This window comes from Oscillospiraceae bacterium (assembly GCA_015067255.1).
Taxonomy (GTDB): domain Bacteria; phylum Bacillota; class Clostridia; order Oscillospirales; family SIG519; genus SIG519.
Map to the genome: position 1 here is coordinate 24,702 of SVMS01000002.1, position 25,774 is coordinate 50,475.

Genomic DNA, 25,774 nt, shown 5'->3' on the forward strand with positions numbered 1-25,774 from the left:
CTCTCAAAAGTGCAATTTAGTGCAATGTTTTAAAAAACCTTTACGACTCTTGTTATTATTCTATTTTTATGATATTCTGTAATAAACACACCTTAAAGGAGCTTTCAATATGAATCTTCCTGAATATATAAAGCTTATTCTTCAAAGATTTGAAAAAAACAATATACCTGCATATGCAGTTGGCGGCTGTGTTCGTGATATGATTATGGGCAAAGAGCCAAACGATTACGATATAACTACACAGGCGCTTCCACAACAAATCAAAGAGCTTTTTTTCGATGTTCCCGTTATAGAAACAGGAATAAAGCACGGAACTGTTACTCTTTTATGGGAAAACAAGCCCGTAGAAATAACTACCTATCGGATAGACGGAAAGTATCTTAATAACAGACGTCCCGAAAACGTTGAGTTTACCTTGGATTTAAAGGACGATTTATGTCGCAGGGATTTTACAATAAATGCTATGGCATACAGTCTTGACGGAAAGCTTATTGATTTATTCGGCGGAAAACAGGACATTGAAAATAAAATTATAAAATGTGTCGGAGAGCCCGATAAACGCTTTGAAGAAGATGCTTTGCGAATTTTAAGAGCCCTTCGTTTTGCAAGCACTCTCGGTTTTGAAACAGATAAAAAAACAGCGGACAGTATTTTAAAAAACTATCCACTGCTTAAAAATATTTCTGCCGAAAGAATTTTTAGCGAGTTCAAAAAAATTCTATGCGGGAAAAATGTTAAAAATATTCTATTACAATTTTCAGATGTATTTGCTGAGATTATCCCTCAGGTAAAGGAAAGCATAGGCTTTTTACAAAATAATCCCCATCATATTTACGATGTTTACACACACAGCGCTTACGTAGTGGAAAACTCACCGCCCGATGAAATCTCAAGGCTAAGCGCTTTTTTTCACGATATAGGAAAGCCCTTTTGCTACACAGAGGACCAAATCGGTACGGGACATTTTCACGGCCACGCCAAAATAAGCAAGGAGCTTTGCAATAAAGCTTTAAATGCGCTTAAAGCAGATAATAAAACAAAAGCTTTGGTTTGTCAGATAGTAGAAAACCACGATTATCAGATTATTCCCGAAGAAAAATATGTACGCCGATTTTTAGCTAAAAATAACTATGAACAGTCAATGCGTATTTTAGCTTTAAAAAGAGCAGAAAGCTTTTCAAAAGCTGTTTTAGATGATGATAGGTCAAAATATGTAGACACTATTGAGGCTTTAATTGAAAAAATAGTAGCTCAAGAGGACTGTTTAAATCTTAAAGCTCTGAAGATAAACGGACATGACCTTATTGAAAACAATATCAAAGGCAAAAAAATCGGACAAACTCTTAATCTTCTTTTAAAGCTTGTTATAGACAAAGAAATAGAAAACGAAAAAGAAGCACTTTTAAACAAAGCAAAACAACTCAATAGCTAAAAAACTGCCGCAAGCTATGGCGTAATGTCCTTAATGGACATTACGCCAACTCTATTCGCCTACGGCGAGTGATATTGCTATGCAGTGATATTCGGCTTACAGCCGAGTGATATTTGCTTCGCAAGTTTTGTTGGCGAATAGAATATCACTAAACCCATAGGGTTTAATATCACTTTCACAATGTGAAAATATCACGCTGACGGCAGTCAGCATATCACTTAACAGACAAAAAGAAAGAGAAGATTTCAGATAAACGAATCTTCTCTTTTCTGCTGTTAGTGGGTTTGGGCTACTGCCCATCTGCATTTGTACGCACAAATACGATGCTGGTTCTTAACAAGAATCCAAACAATTTTTAAATTCTCCGTCAAGAACAACACTCTATTGCGACAGTTTTTTTCTTGATATTTTCTCAAAAATTTTATCTTTAATAAGTGAAGCAGCTGCAGTAATTTTTTCAATATAAACACAGCACAAAACAATAGCAGCTATAATGCTTGCGATACTTCCTATCATAACAATAAATTTAAATGCTTTATTCATATTTTTCTCCTAATATTTATTAAATTATTACTTTTGATTATACATAGTTTATCGTTTCTGTCAAGAAAAATAAAAAAATTTAATGCTGTTTTTTTGAATTTATTGACTATTTTATTATTTTTTGGTATACTATATATTGAAATTTTGGTATTTTTTCAAGAGAGGATAAAATCGAAAAAATGAAACAGATAAAATTTACTGAAACTCTTTTAAGAGATGCAAACCAATCCCTTATTGCAACCCGTATGCCCTTTTCTGATTTCGAAGCGATGCTTGACGATATTGAAAAAGCAGGTTATTATTCTGTTGAGTGTTGGGGCGGTGCAACTTTCGATTCCTGCTTGCGCTATCTTGATGAAGACCCTTGGGAGAGACTTCGCAAAATAAAATCACATCTTAAAACTCCTAAGCTTCAGATGCTTCTCAGAGGTCAAAATCTTTTAGGTTACAAGCATTATCCCGATGACGTGGTAAGAATGTTTGTTGCTAAGGCAATTGAAAACGGTATTGATATTATAAGAATTTTCGATGCGTTGAACGACCTTCGCAATATTGAAATTTCCGTTGATGAAACAATAAAAAGAGGCGGTCACGCTCAAGGTACTATCGTTTATACCTTAAGTCCTATTCACAATCTTGAAGCATATGTTAAATTGGGTAAAGACCTTGAAAATATGGGGGTTTCCTCTGTCTGCATCAAAGATATGGCAGGAATTATGAGCCCTCAGGAAGCCTATGACCTTGTCAGTGCCCTTAAAGAAACAATAAAATTACCAATCGTTCTTCACACTCATTCAACAACAGGTCTTGCTTCTATGACATACCTTAAAGCTGCCGAGGCAGGCGTAGATGTTATAGATACTGCTATCTGTTCTATGAGTGGCGGCACAAGTCAGCCCGGTACCGAAACTCTTGATTATGTTTTACGTCAGATGGGCTTTGAAACAGGTCTTGATACAGCTGTTTTGAAGAGCATTAACGATAAGGTTAAGCCTGTAAGAAATGCATTTCTTGAAGAGGGCAAGTTAGACCCGTTGGTTCTTACTACCGATTCCGATGCTCTCAGCTATCAGATTCCAGGAGGTATGCTTTCAAACCTTATTGCTCAGCTTAAAGCTCAGAACGCTATGGATAAGCTTCCTCTTGTTCTTGAAGAAACCCCCAGAGTCCGTAAGGATTTGGGATATCCTCCCCTTGTAACTCCTATGTCTCAGATGGTAGGCGTTCAAGCCGCTACAAACGTACTTGTAGGTCAGAGATATAAAAACGTAGGTAAAGAGGTCAAAGCATATATCAAGGGTGAATACGGCAAAGCTCCCGGAGAAATCAACCCCGAGCTTATAAAGCTTGTTTTAGGCGACGAAAAGCCTATTGAAGAAAGATTTGCTAAAACCCTTCCCCCTGCTTTTGAAGAAACCAAGGAAAAGCTTAAAGGAATCGCTCAGAATGATGAAGATGTTCTCTCTTATATTGCATTCCCCGAGGTTGCTATGAAATTCTTTGAAAACAGAGAAAACAAACGTCAAATCAAAGTAAACTATACAATAAAACGAATAGATTAGTATCTGTTCAAATTCAAACAGTAAAGGAATGAACGCTTTGGATATCAGTCAAATTCTTTTAATAAGTCTTATAGGCTTTTTGCTTGTTATAGTTGTTCTTGCTGTAATAGCACTTGTTGTAATGGCAATTTCTAAGCTTATACAGCTTTTTCAAAAAGAAGAAGCCAAACCCATTAAGCCGGTGGATTCTCAGCCCGTTGTTGATACCGGCTTGTCAGCAGGTCAGCTTAAGCTTCTGGATACCGATGAAAAAACTGCTGCTATTATAATGGCAATAGTAAGCGATCAGACAGGTATTCCCCTATCACGCCTTGTATTTAAATCAATTAAGCTTTTAAAAGATTAAGGAGTAATAGATATGAAATATATAGTTAATTTAAACGGAAAAAAATATGAAGTAGAGGTTGAAGAAGGCAGCGCTACTCTTCTAAGCGTTTCAGATGCGCCTGCAGCTGTTGCTCCTGCTGCTCCTGTTCCCTCTGCACCTGCCGCAGCACCTGTTGCTCCTGTAAATGTAGGCAGCGGTACTCCTGTACTTGCTCCTCTGACAGGCTCTGTACTTAATATTGCTGTTTCAAACGGCGCAAAGGTTAAAGCAGGAGATTTGCTTCTTATAATAGAAGCTATGAAAATGGAAAATGAAATCGTTGCTCCTGTTGACGGTACAGTTACTCAGATTGCTGTTACTAAAGGTGCTCAGGTAAATACAGACGACCTTCTCGTAGTTATAGGTTAAGGGAGGATTTAAAATGTCTATTTTAGAAGTTCTCTCTAAGCTATGGATAGATTCCGGTTTTGCAAGTCTTACGTGGCAAGCGGGAGCTATGATTATCATTTCTCTTGTTCTTATTTATCTTGCCATTGTTAAAAAATTTGAGCCGTTACTGCTTTTGCCTATTGCTTTTGGTATGCTTTTAGCTAATCTTCCTATCTCGGGCGTTTACCATCCCGAGCTTTTCCAAGCTGTGGAAGGACATATAAATTATTCAAGAATTTTGTCCGAAGGCGGACTGTTGGATTTCCTTTATTTAGGTGTTAAATTGGGAATTTATCCGTCGCTTATATTTATGGGTGTCGGCGCTATGACTGATTTCGGACCGTTGCTTTCCCGCCCTTCAAGTCTGCTTTTAGGCGGTGCGGCACAGCTTGGTATTTACACAGCTCTTTTATTGGCAACACTATTCGGGTTTGACAATTTAGCGGCTGCATCTATTGCAATTATCGGAGGTGCTGACGGTCCTACTGCTATTTATCTCACATCAAAGCTTAAGCCCGAAATACTGCCTGCTATTGCAATAGCCGCATATTCTTATATGGCTCTTATCCCTATTATTCAGCCCCCCATTATGCGACTTCTTACTACAAAAAAGGAAAGAGAAATTGTTATGACAGAGGGACGAAAGGTTTCAAAAACCGAAAAAATCATATTCCCTATTGTTATAACTATTTTCTGCGTATTTTTACTTCCTTCTGTAGCCCCTCTTATCGGTATGCTTATGCTGGGTAACCTTTTCAAAGAGTGCGGTGTTACAGACAGACTTTCTGATACAGCGCAAAATGCCCTTATGAATATTGTTACGATATTCCTCGGTGTTTCTGTAGGTGCTACCGCTGTTGGTGAAAAGTTCTTAGCTCTTGATACTATCCTTATTATTGTTTTGGGCTTGGTGGCTTTTGCCTTCTCAACTGTAGGCGGTGTATTATTCGGAAAGCTTATGTGCTTTATAACAAAAGGAAAAATCAATCCTCTTATCGGTGCCGCAGGTGTATCTGCTGTACCTATGGCAGCACGTGTTGCTCACAGAGAAGGACAAAAAGCAAATCCGAAAAACTTTTTGCTTATGCACGCTATGGGACCCAATGTTGCAGGCGTTATAGGCTCTGCTGTTGCTGCAGGCTTCCTGTTAGCTGTATTTGGTAAGTAAATTTAAAAACAATCGGGCGGAATTTTTCCGTCCGATTATTTAAGACATAAAAGGCTGAAAAAATGAAAAGTAAAAACATAATAGCAAATATCGAATTTCTTCTTGCCGCTGCAATTTGGGGCTTTGCCTTTGTTGCACAGAAAACAGTGTCAGAAACTATGAGCCCATTTTATTTTAACGCTGTGCGGTTTCTTTTGGGCAGTATATCTTTAATTCCTGTTATTCTTATTATTGATATAATAAACAAAAACAAAGCAGCAAAAACAAAGTTTTATTATTATATCCTATTTGGATTTATCAGTGGACTTATACTGGCAATCGCCTCTTCGTTACAGCAAATCGGAATTAAAGACTCTACTGCAGGAAAAACAAGCTTTATAACAGGTCTTTATCTTGTTCTTGTTCCTATTCTAAGCATTTTTTTCAAGAACAAATCGGGCTTATTTTCATGGATTGCGATTATCCCCGGTGTTTCGGGACTTTATCTGCTTTGTGTAAATGAAAGCTTCACTTTTTCAAAAGGCGACCTTATAGTGTTATCAAGCACTGTTTTTTACGCTTTACATATTTTAGTTATAGATAGGTTTTCCAAAAAAATAAACCCTTTAAAATTATCTTGTATTCAGTTTGCTTTTTGCGGAATTTTCTGCTTTATTTTAAGCTTTATTTTAGAACAACCTAATTTTGAAATGATTAAAGCATCTGTTATACCGATTTTATACGGCGGTCTTATGTCGGTAGGAATAGCCTATACTTTACAAACCGTAGGACAGAAAAACGCAAATCCTACTCACGCCGCTTTTTTGCTCAGCACCGAATCTGTTTTTGGCGCTATCGGAGGTATTATTATTCTCAATGAGCGTATGACCTTTTCAAATATTTTAGGCTGTATTCTTATTTTTTCTGCAATAATTATTTCTCAGATACCTCTTATCTTTTCTAAAAATAAAATTGAACATACGGAGGCTTCCGAATGACATTAGCATTTACCGTTTTTATTCGAGTTTTCATTATGTTTTTGCTTTTGCTTGTTGGAATTATTTCTTATAAGACAAAGCTTGTTGATGATAACGGAGTTAAGCAACTTACAAATATTCTTTTATATGTTGTAAACCCTGCAATTTTATTAAAAGCCTTTATAACAGATTTTACCCCCGAGCTTTTAAAAGGTCTTCTTATAGCCTTTGCTCTTGCTATTGTAGCTCATATTGTGGGAATACTTATAAACGCTGTCTTTTGGAGCTCTAAAAAAGAAAGCGTAGGTGTGCTGAGATTTGCCTCTATGTATTCCAACGCAGGCTTTATGGCAATTCCTCTTATATCGGGAGTTTACGGAAATACAGGTGTTTTCTTTTCAAGCGCTTATCTTGTTATTTTTAATCTTTTTTCCTGGACACACGGTATTTCGTTGATAAACAAAAAGCAAAGCATAAAGCAATCGCTTAAGAACTGCATAAATCCTGTTATTATTTCTATTATAATAGGACTTCCTATTTTCTTTTTTAAAATACCTATCTGGAATCCTATATATGTTTCAATAGATTATGTAGCTCAAATCAACACTCCCCTTGCTATGATTATTGCAGGAATTTTTGTTATAAAAAGTGACATTTTAAGTGCGTTTAAAACCTTGAAGGTTTATAAATCAGCCTTGTTAAAGCTCTTTATTATCCCGCTTATTATGGCTGTAATTATGCATTTATTTAAGGTGCCGGAAACTATTGCAGTAACCTCTCTTATTGCGACTGCTTGTCCCACCGCTACAACGACTATTCTCTTTTCCGAAAAATTCGGAGCTGACAGCTCTTTAGCCGTAAAACTATACACCTTATCAACTCTTTCAAGCATAATTACTCTGCCTATCGTTATATGGATATATAAAATCTTACCGTTTTAAAAAAATTGCTCTCGAAAAGGCCAAGTACCCGTAAGGATACTTGGCCAGTTTTATTCGCCAAAGGCGAGTTATATTGCCTTTGGCAGTTTTAAGGCGAATAAAATATCACTAAAACAATAGGTTTTAATATCACTTTGCTACAAGGCAAAATATCACTTTTTTGAAATTAGTTAAAGAGTTTTTAATATCTGTTAAAGCCGTATTTGGCATATTCATCAAGCTGCATTTCAATTTGTAAAAGTCTGTTATATTTCGCTGTTCTTTCAGCACGTGAGGGAGCTCCTGTCTTTATTTGTCCTGAATTTACAGCCACAGCTAAATCTGCAATAAAGGTGTCCTCTGTTTCTCCCGAACGGTGAGATATAACTGTTCTGTAGCCTGCATTTTTAGCCGTATAAATTGCATCTATTGTTTCTGTCAATGTTCCTATTTGGTTTGGCTTTATCAACACTGCATTTGCAATTTTTTCCTTTATTCCGTTTTCTATTCTTGCTTTATTTGTAACAAAGAAATCATCGCCCACAAGTTGAATATTCTCGCCTAATTCTTTAGTTTGTTCTTTCCAGGTTGCTATATCCTCTTCCGAAGCGCTGTCCTCTATTGAATAAATAGGATAGCTTTGACAAAGCTTTTTTAAATACTCTGTCAGCTCTTTTCCGCTGTATTCGATATCTCTTTTGCTAAGTCTGTAAATTCCGCTTGTCTGTGTCCATTCGCTTGATGCAATATCAAGTGCTATTTTAAAATCATATCCTGCTTTATATCCTGCCATTTCTATAGCATCTGTAATTAGCTCAAGAGCTTTTTCGTCGCTTTCCAAATCAGGAGCAAAGCCACCCTCATCTCCTACGGCAGTTGATAAGCCTTTTTCATTTAAAAGCTGTTTAAGAGTGTGAAAAACCTCTACGCTTTTTCTCAGTCCTTCACTAAAGCTGTTTGCACCTACGGGAGCAATCATAAATTCCTGTATATCGAGATTGTTGGTAGCGTGAGCACCGCCGTTTAAAATATTCAACATAGGTACAGGTAAAGTATTTGCAAAAGGGCCCTGCAAATATTGATACAAAGGAAGCTCTAACGTCTTTGCGGCTGCTCTTGCCGTTGCTAAAGATACGGCAAGCATAGCGTTTGCACCTAAAAAGCTTTTGTTTTTAGTGCCGTCAAGCTCTATCATTGTCATATCAATTGTGCGTTGGTCTATTACATTTAACCCTTTTAATTCTTCAGCTATATCAGTAATTACTTTTTCGACAGCAGTTTCAACGCCTTTTCCGAAATATCTTTTTTTGTCATTGTCTCTTAATTCGCAAGCCTCATAAATACCTGTCGAAGCACCTGACGGCACACTTGCTATTCCTATAACACTGTCATCAACCAACACCTGTGCCTCTACTGTTGGATTTCCTCTGGAATCAAGTATCTCCCTTGCAAACACATCTGTTATCTGTGCAAATCGTTTCATTCTTCTTTACCTCCGATTCATTTAAATATATTATATGTTTCTTTTATTTTAAAATTCAAAGGTAAAGCATTAAAAAACAGCTGAAATCAAATTTCAGCTGTTTTTTTATTAGTTACTGTAATTTTCAGAAAGAATAAGCTTTACACTTATTTCTTTATCGTCTCTGTAAACAGTAAGCTCTATTGTATCTCCCGCTTTGTATTTATTCTTAATGGAATTAAATTCATCCATTGAAGAGAAGGTTTTTCCTTCAATTTTAGTAATAAGGTCAAATTTCTGTAGTTTTCTTGCAGCATCTGTTCCCTGTGTGGTTGACTGAACAAGAATACCTGCAGGAAGTCCCAAAGCTGTAGCATATTGTTCATTGAGATATTGTCCCATAATTCCAACCATAGGACGACTCTTGATATATCCATACTGAACTATTTCGTTTATTATAGGTTTTGCAGTATCTATGGGAATTGCAAAGCCTAAGCCTTCTGAGATTGTTCCTGAAGAAGACATTATTTTAAGTGAGGTAATACCTATAACCTGTCCAAACTGATTTACAAGAGGACCTCCGGAATTTCCGGGATTTATAGAAGCATCGGTCTGAATAAGGTCCATTGTTGTATCACCGAGAGTTATTCCGTTTCTTATAGCTGAAATTATTCCCGCTGTCGTTGTATTTGCAAGGTCAAGTCCGTAAGGATTACCCATAGCTACAACTGTTTCACCCTCTATTGCTTCGGAAGAATTTCCGAATTCTGCAGGGGTAAGCTCTGCATTATCAACTTTAAGCACTGCTATATCGGAAATTGAATCAAGACCTTGAAGCTTCGCTGAATATTGTTTTCCGTCATAGGAAACTATTGTAATAGTTTTAGCGCCTTCTACAACGTGAGCATTAGTCAGAACATAGCCTTCCTTAGTCATTACAATTCCTGTTCCGCTTCCCACGTTTTCTGCTGTAACACCTACAACGCTGGGCTTTAATTTCACTATAATCTCAGGAATTGTCAATGCGCCTTCAGGTGTTTTTGCAGGCTTAATAATAGAAGGCAAGTTTGAGCTTTGAGAAGAATTGTCGCTTTGCTCGGTGGTGTCAGAGGGATTATTATTGTCATAACCAAGATAATCTCTTATACCGTATATTCCTGTAGTTATAATTCCGCCTACACATAAAAGAGCAATAACAACTGCCACCGCAACAATAGCTTTAACAGACTTTCTGTTAGTCTTTTTAATTGCGTTTCTGTACGCCTGGTCATTTACCTGACCGCCGTAGCTTGTTGTATAAGGCACTTGCTGTTGTGCGCCGTTTTCAGAGTAATTTTCGTATTGGTTTTTATTTTGATAAAATTGAGTATAGGTATACTGTTCTCCCTGCTCAGCAGGAGTTTGCTCGGAAGGAGCTTCCTCTTGCTGTTTGAAATCCTCAGTATAAATTACTTGATTTGTATCAACAACGTATTCCTCTTCCGAGTTATCGCTTTCGGGAATTTCATGAGAAGTTTCTTCGGTTATACTGAAATCAACCTTTCCCACAGCTTCCTGCTCCTCGGGTATAGGCGCAATATCCTGTGTGCTTTCAGTCATATTCAAATCTTCAGTCGGAATATTTTTTTCGTTATTATCAAACTCTTGCATAATTCTTCCTCCAAATTAGTGCTATAATTTATTTTAAAGGCAAAGTAAAGACAAATTCCGCATACTCCTTGTAAACTGAATTTACCCATATATTTTCTTTGTGAGCCTTTATTATCTGTTTTGCCATATACAGTCCCAAGCCGACACCCTTAGCGTCTACCCCTCTTGATTTATCGGCTTTGAAAAACCTGTCAAACACGTATGGGATATCTGTTTGTTTTATTCCCTCACCCGTATTTTTTATTCCTACAAAAATCTTTTTATTGTCCGTTGCTACGGAAAAAGAAATTTTACCGCCGGGCTGTGTAAATTTAATTGCATTTTCAGCAATATTATAAACAACTCTGTAAATTGCATCCTCATCTGCAACAGTTACAAGAGGATTTTTTGCAACGTTTACAAATACTTTTATATCTTTTTTATCAAATTCCATTTGCAAGGTTTCTGCAATATCGGTAATCATAGAGCAAACGTCAAACTCTATCATATTAAACTTAACCTTACCCTCGCTTATTCTCGTAGCATCAAGCAAGGTGTTTACAAGTCTTGTAAGTCTTTTAGACTCATTAGAAACTATTTCAAGATAATGTCCGTGGTTTTCAAGAGGAATAGTGCCGTCAAGCATACCGTCAACAAAGCCTGAAATAGTGGTCATAGGAGTTTTAAGCTCGTGGCTTACATTTGATATAAAGGAATATCTCATTTCCTCTAATTCACCCAAGGAATGTGCCATTTCATTAAAAGATTCAGAAAGCTCTGAAATTTCGTCAGTACCTATTACGGGAATTGTTCTTGAAAAATCGCCGTTTGCCATTTCCTTTACTGCCATACTCATAGCTTTTATAGGTCTTAACATTCTTTCAACAACAACGTACATTACAACATATGACACAAACAAAGCTGCAAGAACGGCTAAAACCGATATAAGAGTTATTTCTTTAAATGGCTCGTAGAAATTTATAAAAGGATACGCCATTACAACAACGCCTAAAACACTTCCGCCTCGGGAATAATAAGGAATAGCCACACAAAAGCTTTTTCTTTGAAGAAGATTATCAAGCTTACCCATATGTGTCAATATCCCGTCTTTGTACGTCTGTTCAATCAAATTGTGGGAAATTTGTTTCGGCGGAGTGCTTGACCCTACGTATGCCCATATATCCCCCGTTACATCGGTGATAAAAATCATACAATCGGTACTGTCTGAGAAAAAGCTTAATGTATTTTTAAAAGCCCGTTCATCCAATGAGCTTGGAAACTCATAAAATGAGGACACAGTATCCGCCACACGTTTTGACACCTGCACAAGCTCTTTTTGCTTAATCTCATAATTTTGTTTAAAAAGAAGTATGAAAATCATAACGCTGATAAAAGCAAAGGAACAAAGCAAAATAACAGCTATTCTCAAATAAAATTTCAAAAAAAGCTTAGAAAACAGCTTTACTCTTTGCTTTTTCATAACTCTACGCTTCTCCTTTTACAGTACTTCAAATTTATAGCCTACGCCCCATACTGTTTTTAAAGACCATTTGTCAGAAACATTTTCAACCTTTGAACGCAAACGCTTTATATGAACGTCAACCGTTCTTGAGTCCCCGAAATATTCAAAGCCCCATACCTCATCTAAGAGCTGGTCTCTGGTAAAAACACGGTTGGGATTGCTTGCTAAATGATATAAAAGCTCAAGCTCCTTTGGCGGAGCTTCCACTACTTTTCCTTTTATCTTCAAAACATAATTGGAAAGATTAAGGCAAAGATTTTCGTAGTTTACCTCTTTTTCAGAGTCTTTCTTCTCACCGTGAGACATACGGCGCAATACAGCCTTTATTCTTGCAACTACCTCTTTTGTATCAAAGGGCTTTGTGATATAGTCATCTGCTCCTAACTCTAAGCCTAAAACCTTATCAAAGGTTTCTCCTTTGGCAGTTATCATTATAATCGGAACATCTGATTTTTTTCTTATTTCCCTGCAGACCTGCCAGCCGTCCATTTTAGGAAGCATAATATCAAGCAATATAATATCGGGAGAATAAGCTGTAAAGCTTTCAAGCGCAGCGGCACCGTCATTCGCTATTTTAACTCTGTACCCGTCCTTTTCAAGATAAAGACGAAGCAGCTCGCAAATATTATTATCATCATCAACTACAAGAATTTTTTTGTTAGTCATCACTTTTCTCCTCTTCTTGCTTTATACAGTTAATATAGTATATATTATTTACCAAATTATTAACGAGCAGTTAAACTGTTGAAAATTTACGCAAAAAGCATATATAGGGATTTTTAAGAATAGCAAAAAAGCAATATAAAACTTATATTGCTTTTTAGAAATCTTTTTATGCTCTCTGGGCTATTATATCTATCATTTCTCCCACATTTTTCATTGAGGAAACTTCTTTCATCTTAAAGCGGATTTTAAACTGTGTTTCTACAGCCGCAATAAGATTTATATGCTCAAGGCTGTCCCAATCGTCAATGTCATCAGCAGTTGTGTTGCGGGAGATTACAAGACTGTCATCATCAAAAATCTCTCTGAAAATTTGTGTTAATACCGGCATTATTTCTTGCTCTGTCATTTTAATTCCACCTTAATCACTTTATTTTTATTTTCATAATTTTCTATATTGAGCTTCCACTCGCTGTCGCCATTTTCAAAGCCCTCTGTCTTTTCAAAGCCAAAGGTTTTATATAGCTCACTTACCATTGAGTTTTTGGCTGTTTTATAATAATAGCCTATAATCTCTTCTATTCCGTTTTCTCTGCACTTTTGCACCAAGGAATCAAGCATGGCAAATTCCATATCTCTTTTTAAAACTCTGCAGCTCATAAGCCACAGGTCTATATGAAGCCTTTTGCCGTCCTTTCTTCCTATTACGAGAGAAACTACTCCGTTGTCCCCGAATTTATCACTCAGCTTACCGTAAAGAGTTATATAGCTTTTATCTTCAGCAACATTCTGAATTTCGTCTACGGTATATCTTTTAGTTGTTAAATTGAACTGATTTGATTTATTGGCAAGATGGGATATTCTCTGATAGTACATCGGAATAAAGCCCTCTATTACCGCTGTCATTTCAAGACCCTTAAGATATTCTCCGAAATCTGCACACTCATAAAGCAGGCTCTGCCTTTGAGCGTTTGCCTTATACATTTCATTTCTTTTAAGGTCATCATCCGAAAAGGCTGTAATTTCAAAATATGCGTTTTTGTCAAGAGTGCGTATATAGTTTAAAGGGTCATCAAATTTCGGTACTGCTATACCCTCTACAGAGCTTGCAACTATATCTCTTTCAACGGGATTATCGTCGCAAAATACAAAGGAGTCTGCTCCTAAATTAAGCTGTGCCGCTGTCTGAATAATATTTCTGTCCTTATTCTCCCAGTTGGCTTTTATTACTGTAAAATCGTCTTTATTCAATGCTCCGTCGGGATGGGAAATACCTGCAAGGGCATTTTCCTCATCGTTTTTGGAGTTTACTGTAAGCAATATACCCAATTGCTTATGAGCCTTTATATACTTCTGGAAATCGTAGAAGCACTGACCGTCTGCCGCTTCCTGACCTATCTCTATGTTTTCAACTCCGTCATCACCGACTACGCCGCCCCAAAGAGTGTTGTCCAAATCCATTACCAATGTCTTTTTATTTTTTCCGAAAACCGATTTTATTATATTGCTGAGATTAAAGGCAAGATTTACAACACCGTTCATAGACATAGCGTATTTATACATATACCAGAAGGAAAGGTCGCACCAATTATCAAGACCCATACTTGCCGAAAGATAATTGATATCGTTTATATAAAATCCGTTATTGCTTCTTGCGTATGCATAAAACTTGTCATTAAGCCTATTTACAAAATTAACTGTTCCGTGAATATCCCAGGCATCTCTGTTACCTAAAAGACGGTAAAAGGGATATTCAAAGTTATTCTGTATTATCGTACAGCCGTATTCACTTTTGAGATGCTCCCACATAGCTTCAAACTTTTTGTAAGCACCCTCAAGCATTTCTTCTACTCTTTGCTCACTGTCGTTCATAGCGGGAAGCTCTTCAATATTGCGAAGAGTAGTATGAATGAAAATTATATCGGGCTTAAATTCCTTAAGCTCTTTATTTTCAAACATCGCTTCCTGCCAATACATAGCATATTCCGACTGATAAAAGCTCGGCTCTATACCGTTACTGAGCAAAAACAGCTCTGTCATATTAACAATATCGTTAGTTGTTGAACCGCCTAAAAAAGCAATATTCTTCTTTATTCTGACTGTATTGTCATTCAAAAGTTCTCTTTTTATTTTCTTTTTATTTTTAATAAGCTCAGCGCTGTCAAAAGGATAGGATAAATTCATTTTTTCCCCCATAATTACATTGTTCTTATTGTATTGATACGACTGTTTATACTTGAGCCAAGGGCTGAATACGAACACATTGCAAAGAGAACATCAGTTATTCCCTGCTCTTTTACAAAATTGATTGCATTTATACTCAGCTCTCTTAAATCAACTATATAAATCTCTTCAAAGGAGCCCATAAAAAACGGTGCAAGAGCATTTCCGTAGCTATCTTTAATAATAAATAGCTTTCTGCCGTTTGTACAGCTTTGGGATTTTATCTTGAAAAAGTTTGAATCTCCGCCGATAAAGGTCAGATACCACGAAGAAACGTTACTATCGGAAATATGATAAAAAATATCTCTTGCCTGAGGATTTGTAAAATAACTGCTGTATCTTTCCGCAGTATATGGTGTTGAAGGTACAAGCTTAATAAAATCCTCGGGATAGTTTACAATAGCATAATAACCGTTTGTATATTTTCTCATTGTACCTACATAATTTGCTCTTCTTTCAACGGTATATGTGGAAATATCGTCAAAGCTTGTATTAGCTACTTTTGCAAATTCCTGCGCCGCATAAAAGGCTCCGTAAGCTGTCCAATGGTGGTCTGTTCTTGCATATATCTCTTCGCCCTTATGAGCATTAAGAGCTGTATAAGCATCTACATTTATTGCCGATGTTAAATTGTTTTTAATATTTTCTAAAGAAGCAGCTCCGTTTTTGGCAACGTTTTTATAGCCTATTGAATCCGCCGTATAAATAACCGATGCCTTTGGAATTACCATCGAATAAACCTTTGCAGTACCCGATAAATCGTCTGCAAACTTATTTACATACTCAGCATATTTTTTCTCCTGAGTTGCATTTCTGCCCACAAGCTCTAATGCTCTTGTACCCATTATAAGAATACCGTTTACCATTTTTTCCTGTGTCGGTGCAGGGCCTGCAGGCGTAGAGGAAACTGTCGAAGATGTTGGCTGAGATGTAGTAGGCTTAGACTCACTTTGAACAGCAGAGGTGGACTCAGGCTCTGATTCTATTGTTATCTCAGAGCTGATTATTTCAGATACCTCTTGGCTTTGTATTGCTTCAGAGCTGATTACCTGAGATGACTCATTCTGCTGATTTGCGCCTTTATTTGAACAGGATGTCAATACAATGCAAAGTGCTAAGCTTAATACAACAAAAGCTGACAAAAATTTATTGCGTTTTATTTCAATTACCCCCAAAGAAACTGACAATTATCTTGTTCTGAGTTTTTCTATATCATTTATTCTGTCCTTACTCATAGCAGAGAAAGTACACATAGCAAAAACAGTATCTGTTATTCCTTGTTCTTCAACAAATGAAATAACATTCTTCTGGAAATGGCGGATATCTGCCATATAAACCTCTTCAAAGGAGTTCAAAAAATACGGAGAAAGTGCATTTCCGTAGCTATCCTTCAAAATAAGAAGCTTTCTGCCGTTTTTACAAGTACCCGAGGTTATCTTAACAACATTATTATCGCCGCCTATATAGGTGCTGTACCAGCTGCTGCGCTGAGCGTCGGACATAGGATAGAAAATGCTGTTATCACCCTTATACTCAAAGCTTGTAGTATAATAGCTTGCGGTATAGGGAGTGCTTGGAATATACGTTACAAAGTCCTCGGGGTTATTGAGAAGCTTTGCGCTGTTGCCGGTAAACTTATACATTGTACCCACATAGCCGGGTCTTACATTTTTCTCATAGGTGGAAATATCAGCAAAGTCAACACCTGCAACCTTAGCTAATTCCTGCGCCGCATAATATGCTCCAAGACCTGTCCAATGGTGGTCTGTACGGCAGTATATTTCCTCTTTTGTATGCTTGAGTAAGGTGTTGTATACGTCAACCTCAATTACTCCGTCTAAATTATCTCTTATATTATTGAGATTTTTCGGAGTAAGCGATGCAACTCTGCGATACTCTTCATTTTTAGATTCCTGCATATAGTATGCACAGGATTTAGGAATAACCATTGAATATACTTTACTTTTGCCCTCTAATTGCTTTGCATACTCATTGAGAGCTTGTGCATATCTTGTTCCGTATTTTATACTTCCGTAGTCAAGCTCCATTGCTCTTGTGCCTAATATCAAAATACCCTTGGCAATCTCTTCGTCCTGATTAACGGGAGGCTCTGAGCTTACCTCAGAAGAAGAGCTTTCACTCGATACTATATCACTTGAAATTATATCGCTTGATACTATATCACTTGATTCCGTTTCCTCATCGGGAATATCAACAGTGCCAAATACCTCTTCATCCTTTTTTACACCGTAATAATACTTAATTTTTGCCGCCATATCTTTAAAACGGTCACGGTTGTGAATTGTATCGGTATACCAGGAAGCTATATCCGCTGTATAATCACCCGAAAGAAAGGTTGATATAGTGAATGTAGGGAATTTTTTTAAATCCTTATCATAATCCGACCTTTGCGTTCTGGTAAAAAAGAGACCGAAAATAAACATAAAGATAAATACGCCGAAAATAATGACAACATTCAAAAGCTGTGCCAATATTTTTATTTTTTTATTGTTTTTCATTTTAAGCTCTCCTTTCTATCAGAATATCCAATACAAAAACGGATTGTTTGTTGCAAATGTATCTACCAAAACAGCAGTACAAGCAAAAAGCAAAGCAACTGTATAAACAGTAAGAATAATCTGCATTACAGCCTGCACGTTATAAGAACAGGTTTTTATAAGCTTTTTAAGGCTTTGTGCCACAGGCAAGCAGGCAACTACTGCTACTATAAACAAAAATACGTATGATAAAAATGCCGACTGTGTCTGTTCGTTTATAAAGGAATTTCCGTTTGCGCCTATAAGATTTTTAAAGAAATTGCCCAAATCACCCATATTTTCAAAACGGAAAATACCAAAGCCTAAAATTATTACAAGCTTACTGTATAACTGCATAAGTGCGGTAGGTGCTTTTTTTAGACGTTTTTTGCCGATTTTAACCTCAATAAACAGAAATACGCCAAAATAGAGGCCCCAAAGTACATAGTTCCACGATGCGCCGTGCCACAAGCCTGTTGTAAACCAAACAAGGAAAAGAGATGCTATAGGTCTTCTTTTTCCAAAAATCGGCACGCAGAACAAATAATCTCTGAAAAATGTGCTTAAGGATATATGCCATCTCTGCCAGAACTCCGAAATACTGCGGCAAATAAAAGGATAATTAAAGTTTTCGTCAAAATGGAAGCCGAACATTCTGCCTATTCCTATGGCAATATCTGAATAACCCGAAAAGTCAAAATAAACCTGCATCGAGTAAGCAATTACACCTAACCACGTTCCGACTACACTGGCACCCGTTATGTCTGCTCCAAAGCACTCGCCTACCATAAGATTAAGATTGTTAGCTATAAGTACTTTTTTGGAAAGACCCATTATCATTCTTGTTGCGCCTTCGCTGATATCTGCAAGAGTACTGCGGCGGTTATCAATCTCTTCTGCAATAGTTGAATATCTTACAATAGGTCCTGCCACAAGCTGCGGGAAAAGAGATATATACATTAAAAGCTTATGGAAGCTGCGCTGTGCATCAACCTTTTCCCAATATACGTCAATAACATAAGAAAGTATCTGGAAGGTATAGAAGCTTATACCCAAGGGCAAAGCGATATTTGCAAGAGGTATTGACGTTCTGAAAAGTCCGTTGATATTATTTATCATAAAGTCGGTATATTTGAAAATGCCAAGCATACCGATATTGTAGATAAGAGTAGCAATAAATGCTATTTTAGCAACCTTTGCATTTCCTTTTTTGTTGTTGTTCTCTATTACTAATGCCAAGAAATAGTTTACAACAACACTTGCAAGCAACAATATAATACGTGTAGGCTCTCCCCAAGCGTAGAAAATCATTGAAAATACGATAAGCACTATATTTCTGTACTGTACTTTCTTAGTAAAGAAATATGATGCTACGCAGAGAGGCAAAAACAAAAATAAAAATAACAAGTCTGCAAAAAGCATAAATCCACACCTACAATTCTATAACTTTAACCATTAAATAATTATAGCATATTTAAAATTATTTGCAATAGTATTTTAATATAAATATATATTTATCTATATATTGCTTTACTTGACAAATATAAACTTAAGTGATATCATTAAAACAGTATTTTTGTACTGAAGAAGGGGTTTTAGTGATTTACACCGTCAAGAATTTAACAGATATTCCTATGGGCTCTTATGGTCTTATCGGATGTCCTGTTGAGCACAGCGTTTCTCCCTACATCCATGCCCTTTTGGAGAAAGACTCTTCTTATGTACTTATAAATATAGAGCCTTGTGAATTAGAAGCTGCTGTTCCTGTTTTAAAACAGAGAATGAGCGGCTTTAATGTTACTATACCCCATAAAGAAAGCGTTGTAAAATATCTTGATAAAAGCTTTTACCCTGCTGTAAACACTGTCTGTGTAAATGACGGAAAGCTTATCGGATATAACACAGATATAGAAGGCTTTATCTTTTCTGTTAAAAGTCAAAATATTGATTTTAAAAACAAAGACGTGCTTGTCTGCGGCGCAGGCGGTGCCGCATATGCTTTAGCAACCTCTTCAAAAGAGTTAGGAGCCAATGTTTATATACAGTCAAGAACCTTTTCAAAAACTCAGCTTCTTGCTGAAAAGCTGAATGTCAGAGCTTTGGAAAGCGATGAGGATTTTTACCCTCAGATTATTCTTAACACAACGCCTTTGGGAATGTGGCCCAAGCTTTCTGGCTGTATAGGTGTAAACCTTGACAGAGCTGAGTTTGTATTCGATGCCATATATAATCCCGTTTCTTCCATTCTGTTAAAAAAGGCAAAGCTGTCAGGCATAGAAACTATGAACGGGGCTCTTATGCTTACAGCTCAGGCTGCTCTTGCAAGGCAGCATTGGAAAAATATCAAAATTCCTTCCGAAGTTATTTTATCTGCTTATCAAAACCTTGAAAAATATATAAATAATAAATTCCCACAAACTATTGTGCTTACAGGCTTTATGGGCTGTGGCAAGACAACAACAGGAAAGCTTTTAGCAGAGTCTTTAAAGCTCAATTTTAATGACCTTGACAACATAATTGAATGTGGAGAGGGCTGTAAAACAGCAGAAATTTTCAAAAGCGGTGAGTATCGATTTAGACAGCTTGAGGGAGAGTATCTCAAAAAAGCTTTGGATATTCGTCCTCAGGTTTTATCACTGGGCGGCGGCACAGTATGCTTTGAAGAAAATTTAAAGCTTTTAAAACAAAGCCCTTGCATCACTTTTTATTTAAAGGCTGATTTTGATATATTGGCAAACCGTGTCGGAGGTGACAGTTCCCGTCCTCTTTTCAGAGATGTATGTGAAGCTGAAAGCCTTTACAACAAAAGGTTGCCCAATTACGAGGTTGCCGCAGATTTTATAATAGATGCATCAAAATCTCCTCAGGAGTGCGTCAACGATATACTCAATATTTTAATTTAAGAAGGTTTAAAAAATGATTATAATTTTAAAAGAAAATGTAAAAAAAGCTAATATAGATGAGGTTTGTTCCATAGCTTCTTCAATGGGCATTACAGCAAACCCAATAGTAGGAAGCCATACCACCGTTGTAGGTCTTGTCGGCGATACATCAGCTGTTGACTCTTCACGTTTTGAGCTTCTTCCTTATGTAGAAAAGGTTATGAAGGTACAGGAGCCCTTTAAAAGAGCTAACAGAAAATTTCACCCCAAAGATACTGTTATAAATATAAACGGTCAAAAAATAGGCGGCAAAAAAATTCAGATTATTGCAGGCCCCTGCTCTGTTGAAACTGAAGAGCAGATTACTCTTATTGCGCAAAGCGTTAAAAACTCGGGCGCAGAATTTTTGCGCGGCGGCGCTTTTAAGCCCAGAACCTCTCCCTATTCCTTCCAAGGCTTAAAGGCAGAGGGTCTTGTCTATTTGGAAGAGGCTAAAAAAGCAACCGATTTGCCTATTGTTTCAGAAATCACAAATCCTTTTCATATTGAAATGTTCAACGAATACGTTGACATTATTCAAGTAGGCGCAAGAAATATGCAAAATTTTGAGCTTTTAAAAGAGTTAGGAAAGCTTAAAAAGCCTATTCTTTTAAAAAGAGGCTTTTCAAATACAATCGAAGAATTTCTTATGTCTGCAGAATATATTATGAGCAACGGAAATACCAACGTAATTTTATGTGAACGCGGCATAAGAACCTTTGAAACAGCAACAAGAAACACTCTTGACATTTCAGCTGTACCGCTGCTTAAAAAGCTCTCTCACCTTCCTGTTTTTGTTGATCCAAGTCACGCCGCAGGTATTAACTGGCTTGTGGAGCCTTTGGCAAAATCGGCTATTGCAGCGGGTGCTGACGGAATTATAATTGAAGTACATAATGACCCCAAGCACGCTCTTTCCGACGGCAACCAGTCTATCACTCCCGAGGAATTTGAAGCTCTTGTTCCCAAGCTGAAAAAGGTTGCAAGAGCTATTGGCAGAGAAATATAACGGTTATAATGGGAGATTTAATTGCTATGAAGCCTTATCATACAATAGAGCTTTCAAGAAAAGTTGATATTTTTTATCAGCCGTCAATTTCCGATAAAATCGGAGAGATTTGCTCTCAGATAAAAAAATGCAAAAAAATATTTATTGTCACTGATGACAATGTAGCTCCCCTATACCTTGAGAAAATTTCTCAAAGTCTTAAAGCTTACGGCTTTGATGTAAGCTCATATACTTTTTCTCACGGAGAGCAAAGCAAAAAGCTGTCAACTATTGAAAAAATTTACGATGCACTTATAGCTTTTTCTATGACAAGAAAAGATATGCTTCTTGCGTTAGGCGGCGGCGTTGTAGGAGATATGACAGGCTTTGCCGCAGCAACCTATATGCGTGGAATTGATTATATTCAAGTGCCCACTTCCCTTCTTGCTATGGTGGACTCTTCAATAGGCGGTAAGACAGGAGTAGACCTTCCCCAAGGCAAAAATCTTATAGGTGCAATATATCAGCCCTTAGCTATTATTACAGATCCTGATTTTTTAAAAACTCTTCCCAAAAAATATTATACCGACGGCTTATGTGAAATTATAAAATACGGCTATATAAGTGACAGCTCTATTCTTGACAAGCCTGATGATATAAGTGTAATTGAAAAATGCATTAAAATAAAATCAGATATTGTAGAAAAAGACGAGCGTGAAAGTGGTTTAAGAATGCTTTTAAACTTTGGACACACTTTAGGCCACGCTATTGAAAAATGTATGAATTTTACAGGTATCGGACACGGTGAAGCTGTCTGCAAGGGTATGTATATTTCCTTGAAGGTAGGTCAATATTTAGGTATTACCGAAAAAGCTGAAATTGAAAAATATCTTTCTCTGTGTAATGTCCAAGGCTTAAATCCATATACAGATATATCTGCTGATTTGCTTTTTAACGCAGCTTCGGGGGACAAGAAAAAGCAGGACAGCTTTATAAATTTTATTTTTGTAAAAACTCCGGGAGCTCCTGTAATTGAAAAAATAGAATTAACTGCTCTTAAAGAGGCTTATATTAAAGTTTTTGGTGATAAATATGAATAAAATAACCTTAACTCCTCAAAAACTTAAGGGTAATATTTGTGTTCCCTCATCAAAAAGCGTTACTCACAGAGCTCTTATATGCGCATCACTAAGTCAGAACTGCACCGTTAAAAACGTAACCTTTTCAAAGGATATCGAAGCTACTCTTAACGGGCTTAAAGCTATGGGCTCCGATTTTGAAATTTCGGGAAGCTCTGTTTCATTCAAAGGCTTTAATCCGCCTAAAGATGCTGTTATCGACGCTTTTGAATCGGGTACAACCTTGCGCTTGCTTATTCCTATTGCCGCTGCACTGGAAATAAATGCCGTATTTAACGGAAAAGGAAGACTTCCCTTGCGTCCTTTGGACGAGTATCAGCGCATCTTTGAAAATAAAATAAAATTTTCTTTGACTGATGGACATCTCCCTCTTGAAATTTCGGGCAAATATACAGACAATACTGTTTATATGAACGGTGATATCAGCTCTCAATACATAAGCGGAATGCTTCTTTGCGCTCCTCTTTTGAAAAAAGATTTTTCAATTATTCTTAAAACTCAGCTTTTATCTGAGCCTTATGTGAACATAACAATAGAGGTAATGAAGGCTTTCGGTGTCTGTGTTAACAAGACCGATAACGGATATATTATAAAAAATCAGCAGTATAGGCCCACTGATTATTTTTGTGAGGGCGACTATTCTGCCGCTGCTTTTTGGCTATGCGCCAACAAAATGGGCTGTGATATTACAGTTGACGGCCTCAAGGAAAACAGCACTCAAGGGGACAGCAAAATAATTGATATTCTTAAAGAAATAGACTCTTGTGAATCAATAGATGCTTCTCAAATTCCTGACCTTGTTCCTATTTTGGCAGTATGTGCTTGTGCCTTTGAAAAAAAGACATATATTTACGGCTGTGAACGTCTTAAATATAAAGAAAGCGACCGTATAGAAAGCACAGTTCAAACAATAAAGGCGTTGGGCGGAGAAGCTTATGGCGATAATAAAAGCATAACAATCTTAGGAAAAGCCCTTTTAAAAGGCGGAGAAATTGACAGCTTTAATGACCATAGAATTGCTATGTCAGCAGCTATAGCTTCTGTTATTTGTCAAGATGAAGTAATTATAAATGACTATAACTGTGTTGATAAATCATATCCGCAATTTTTTGAGCATTTTATAAAATCAGGAGGTAAAACAAATGAGCAGCAGTTGGGGTAAAAAAGTTACCGTTACTGTTTTCGGTGAATCTCACGGTCAGGCTATCGGCGTTACTGTTGACGGTATTGAAGCAGGGCTTGAGCTTGATTTTGAATATATAGACTCATACATTAAACGGCGTGCACCGGGTAAAAACAGATTTTCAACACAGCGAAAAGAAAGCGATTTTCCCGAAATTATAAGCGGAGTTTTAAACGGAGTTACCACAGGCTTTCCTATTACTGCAATTATAAAAAATACAAATCAACATTCGGGCGATTATTCCCGTCTTCTTGTACCCCGTCCGGGACACGCAGACTACACTGCATATATCAAATACAACGGTTTTGCAGATATGCGTGGCGGCGGTCATTTTTCGGGGAGACTTACTGCACCTTTAGTTTTTGCAGGCGCTTTATGCTCTCTTGCCCTTAAAAAGAAAAACATCGAAATCGGTGCCCATGCATTAAGTATTGCAGGAATTTATGATGACAGCTATGACTATACTTCTCTTTCTTCTGATACTTTATTAAAAACAAAGGAAAGTGAATATCCCGTTTTAAATAATGAGGCTCTTTTGAAAATGCAAGAGCAAATAGATTCAGCTTTTTCAAATTCAGACTCCGTGGGCGGAATAATTGAATGCGGCGCAATAAATGTTCCCGCAGGCTTGGGAAGTCCTATGTTTGAAAGCGTTGAAAGCGTGCTTTCCTCTATTTTGTTTTCAGTTCCCGCCGTAAAGGGAGTTGAATTTGGCGCAGGCTTTGAGGTTTCCAAAATGAGAGGAAGCCTATGCAACGATGAATTTTTCTTTGAAGATAACAAGGTTAAAACCAAAACCAACAATAACGGCGGAATAAACGGAGGCATTACAAACGGTATGCCTTTGGTTTTCAAGGTTGCTTTAAAGCCTACTCCGTCAATAGCACAGCCGCAAAACAGCATAAATCTTGAAAAAGGCTGTAATGAAATTCTTGAAATTAAAGGACGCCACGACCCCTGTATCGTTTTCCGTGCAGTTCCCGTAATAGAAGCTGTTACCGCTATTGCACTTATAAACTTGTTTGGAGATGCTTAATTTGAAGGATTTAAACTCAATAAGAGAACAAATAGATAAAACAGATGAGCTTCTTTTTGATTTACTCACTTGCCGTTTTGGACTTTCCAAAGATGTGGCACAGGAAAAAATCAAAAGCTTCTCTCCCGTATACCGTAAAGAACGAGAAAGTGAAATTTTGAAAAAAGCTCTTGAAAGCGGCAATTTCGGTCAATATATTGCTCCCATTATGGCAGAGATTATGCGTGAATCCCGAATTTTACAGTACGGAGAGCTTCTCCCCTTTGATAAAGAATTTAAGTTAAATGAAACTCTTAATTCTCAAAAAGTGCCAAGGCTTCCCTCAGGTAATGCTTGTTTTTGCGGCTCTGAAGGCGCTTATTCGCAAATGGCAGCAAGCGTACTTTTGCCTGATTGTAAAAATTTCGGTACCGATAGCTTTGAAAATGTCTGTAAAGCAGTTTATGATGGGAATGCTGACTACGGAGTGCTGCCTATTGACAACACAACAGCAGGAACGGTTGACGAGGTTTATGACTGCCTTATAAAATACAATCTTTTTATTGTGAAAGCAGCTACTATTCCGATTTCACACTGTCTTTTAGGAGTTAAAGGAACAAGCATATCTGAAATTAAAACGGTATGCTCTCACCCTCAGGCGCTCAATCAGTGCAGTGAATATTTAAACACATTAGATATTCAAAAGGAACAGTTTGCAAATACTGCCTTTGCCGCCGAATATGTCAGCAAAAAGAATGATAAATCCACAGCTGCAATAGCTTCAAAATTCGCAGCACAAATATACGACCTTGAAATTTTAAATGATAAGATTTCAAAAAACGTAAATACTACCAGATTTATAGTTCTTGCCAAAGAACCTGTTATCTGTTCAAAAGCAAACATTATAAGTATTATTTTCTCTTTGCCCCACGAAAGCGGCTCCTTATCCTCTGTTTTATCCGTTTTCAATGCTTTGGGTTTAAATTTACTTAAAATTCAGTCGCGTCCTGACAAAAATAAGCCTTGGGAGTATTTCTTCTATCTTGATTTTTCAGTGCCGGAAGACAATCCTGAAAATGCGCTTGTGGCTCTGTATCTTTTAGAAAAAGAACTTCCCTTTTGTAAGTTTTTAGGTATATACAGCGAAAACTAAT

At 37.0% G+C, this 25,774-nt stretch carries 22 protein-coding genes; 13 read left to right on the plus strand and 9 right to left on the minus strand.

Going from position 1 to position 25,774, the window contains the following annotated elements; genetic code table 11:
* The first annotated feature begins 109 nt into the window (after positions 1 to 109).
* The 7 genes from E7480_00805 to E7480_00835 all read left to right on the plus strand — a co-directional run bounded on the left by E7480_00805 (position 110) and on the right by E7480_00835 (position 7,359).
* Positions 110 to 1,432 (plus strand): HD domain-containing protein, encoded by a 1,323-nt coding sequence (locus E7480_00805; GenBank protein MBE6903134.1) that lies wholly within the window; start codon positions 110 to 112, stop codon positions 1,430 to 1,432.
* 722 nt (positions 1,433 to 2,154) lie between these two features.
* The gene (locus E7480_00810) at positions 2,155 to 3,537 is read left to right on the plus strand and encodes a pyruvate carboxylase subunit B (protein ID MBE6903135.1); all 1,383 of its coding nucleotides are present in this window, start codon (positions 2,155 to 2,157) and stop codon (positions 3,535 to 3,537) included.
* 28 nt (positions 3,538 to 3,565) lie between these two features.
* Positions 3,566 to 3,883, plus strand: a complete 318-nt coding sequence (locus E7480_00815; GenBank protein MBE6903136.1) for a hypothetical protein — start codon at positions 3,566 to 3,568, stop codon at positions 3,881 to 3,883.
* Positions 3,884 to 3,895: 12 nt separating this feature from the next.
* Positions 3,896 to 4,273, plus strand: a complete 378-nt coding sequence (locus E7480_00820) for a biotin/lipoyl-binding protein (GenBank protein MBE6903137.1) — start codon at positions 3,896 to 3,898, stop codon at positions 4,271 to 4,273.
* A 13-nt stretch (positions 4,274 to 4,286) separates the two neighbouring features.
* Complete coding sequence (locus E7480_00825) at positions 4,287 to 5,462, plus strand: sodium ion-translocating decarboxylase subunit beta (protein ID MBE6903138.1); 1,176 nt, start codon at positions 4,287 to 4,289, stop codon at positions 5,460 to 5,462.
* Between the two features lie 62 nt (positions 5,463 to 5,524).
* Complete coding sequence (locus E7480_00830) at positions 5,525 to 6,439, plus strand: DMT family transporter (GenBank protein MBE6903139.1); 915 nt, start codon at positions 5,525 to 5,527, stop codon at positions 6,437 to 6,439.
* Positions 6,436 to 7,359 (plus strand): hypothetical protein, encoded by a 924-nt coding sequence (locus tag E7480_00835; protein ID MBE6903140.1) that lies wholly within the window; start codon positions 6,436 to 6,438, stop codon positions 7,357 to 7,359. Before E7480_00830 ends, E7480_00835 begins: the two co-directional genes overlap by 4 nt.
* Positions 7,360 to 7,540: 181 nt before the next feature.
* Here E7480_00835 and E7480_00840 read toward each other — a convergent pair whose 3' ends face one another.
* The 9 genes from E7480_00840 to E7480_00880 all read right to left on the minus strand — a co-directional run bounded on the left by E7480_00840 (position 7,541) and on the right by E7480_00880 (position 18,796).
* A complete protein-coding gene (locus tag E7480_00840; protein ID MBE6903141.1) occupies positions 7,541 to 8,821 on the minus strand; it encodes a phosphopyruvate hydratase in 1,281 nt (426 codons plus the stop codon).
* A 108-nt stretch (positions 8,822 to 8,929) separates the two neighbouring features.
* Positions 8,930 to 10,450, minus strand: a complete 1,521-nt coding sequence (locus E7480_00845) for a trypsin-like serine protease (GenBank protein MBE6903142.1) — start codon at positions 10,448 to 10,450, stop codon at positions 8,930 to 8,932.
* Positions 10,451 to 10,478: 28 nt separating this feature from the next.
* Entirely contained in the window at positions 10,479 to 11,909 is a 1,431-nt protein-coding gene (locus E7480_00850) for a HAMP domain-containing histidine kinase (GenBank protein ID MBE6903143.1), read from the minus strand.
* 18 nt (positions 11,910 to 11,927) lie between these two features.
* Positions 11,928 to 12,617, minus strand: coding sequence for a response regulator transcription factor (locus E7480_00855; protein MBE6903144.1), 690 nt, complete (start codon positions 12,615 to 12,617; stop codon positions 11,928 to 11,930).
* Between the two features lie 166 nt (positions 12,618 to 12,783).
* A complete protein-coding gene (locus E7480_00860) occupies positions 12,784 to 13,023 on the minus strand; it encodes an acyl carrier protein (protein MBE6903145.1) in 240 nt (79 codons plus the stop codon).
* Entirely contained in the window at positions 13,020 to 14,798 is a 1,779-nt protein-coding gene (locus E7480_00865) for an HAD-IIIC family phosphatase (GenBank protein MBE6903146.1), read from the minus strand. Before E7480_00865 ends, E7480_00860 begins: the two co-directional genes overlap by 4 nt.
* Positions 14,799 to 14,812: 14 nt before the next feature.
* The gene (locus E7480_00870; GenBank protein ID MBE6903147.1) at positions 14,813 to 16,024 is read right to left on the minus strand and encodes a hypothetical protein; all 1,212 of its coding nucleotides are present in this window, start codon (positions 16,022 to 16,024) and stop codon (positions 14,813 to 14,815) included.
* Positions 16,025 to 17,356, minus strand: coding sequence for a hypothetical protein (locus E7480_00875; protein ID MBE6903148.1), 1,332 nt, complete (start codon positions 17,354 to 17,356; stop codon positions 16,025 to 16,027). It lies immediately after the preceding gene.
* 18 nt (positions 17,357 to 17,374) lie between these two features.
* Positions 17,375 to 18,796, minus strand: a complete 1,422-nt coding sequence (locus E7480_00880) for an MBOAT family protein (GenBank protein ID MBE6903149.1) — start codon at positions 18,794 to 18,796, stop codon at positions 17,375 to 17,377.
* Positions 18,797 to 18,972: 176 nt separating this feature from the next.
* Here E7480_00880 and E7480_00885 point away from each other — a divergent pair, with 176 nt between their 5' ends.
* From E7480_00885 to E7480_00910, 6 genes are read left to right on the plus strand one after another with little or no spacing between them, the layout of a single operon-like run.
* The gene (locus E7480_00885; GenBank protein ID MBE6903150.1) at positions 18,973 to 20,277 is read left to right on the plus strand and encodes a hypothetical protein; all 1,305 of its coding nucleotides are present in this window, start codon (positions 18,973 to 18,975) and stop codon (positions 20,275 to 20,277) included.
* A gap of 13 nt (positions 20,278 to 20,290) precedes the next feature.
* Positions 20,291 to 21,304 (plus strand): 3-deoxy-7-phosphoheptulonate synthase, encoded by a 1,014-nt coding sequence (gene aroF / locus E7480_00890; protein ID MBE6903151.1) that lies wholly within the window; start codon positions 20,291 to 20,293, stop codon positions 21,302 to 21,304.
* 8 nt (positions 21,305 to 21,312) lie between these two features.
* Positions 21,313 to 22,383, plus strand: a complete 1,071-nt coding sequence (gene aroB / locus E7480_00895) for a 3-dehydroquinate synthase (protein MBE6903152.1) — start codon at positions 21,313 to 21,315, stop codon at positions 22,381 to 22,383.
* Positions 22,376 to 23,584 carry a 3-phosphoshikimate 1-carboxyvinyltransferase gene (locus E7480_00900; protein MBE6903153.1) on the plus strand — a complete coding sequence of 403 codons (1,209 nt, stop codon included), beginning with the start codon at positions 22,376 to 22,378 and terminating at the stop codon, positions 23,582 to 23,584. Before aroB ends, E7480_00900 begins: the two co-directional genes overlap by 8 nt.
* Positions 23,565 to 24,641 carry a chorismate synthase gene (aroC, locus tag E7480_00905; protein MBE6903154.1) on the plus strand — a complete coding sequence of 359 codons (1,077 nt, stop codon included), beginning with the start codon at positions 23,565 to 23,567 and terminating at the stop codon, positions 24,639 to 24,641. The genes E7480_00900 and aroC overlap by 20 nt, the downstream gene beginning before the upstream one ends.
* Complete coding sequence (locus tag E7480_00910) at positions 24,634 to 25,773, plus strand: bifunctional chorismate mutase/prephenate dehydratase (protein MBE6903155.1); 1,140 nt, start codon at positions 24,634 to 24,636, stop codon at positions 25,771 to 25,773. The genes aroC and E7480_00910 overlap by 8 nt, the downstream gene beginning before the upstream one ends.
* Position 25,774: the final 1 nt, after the last annotated feature.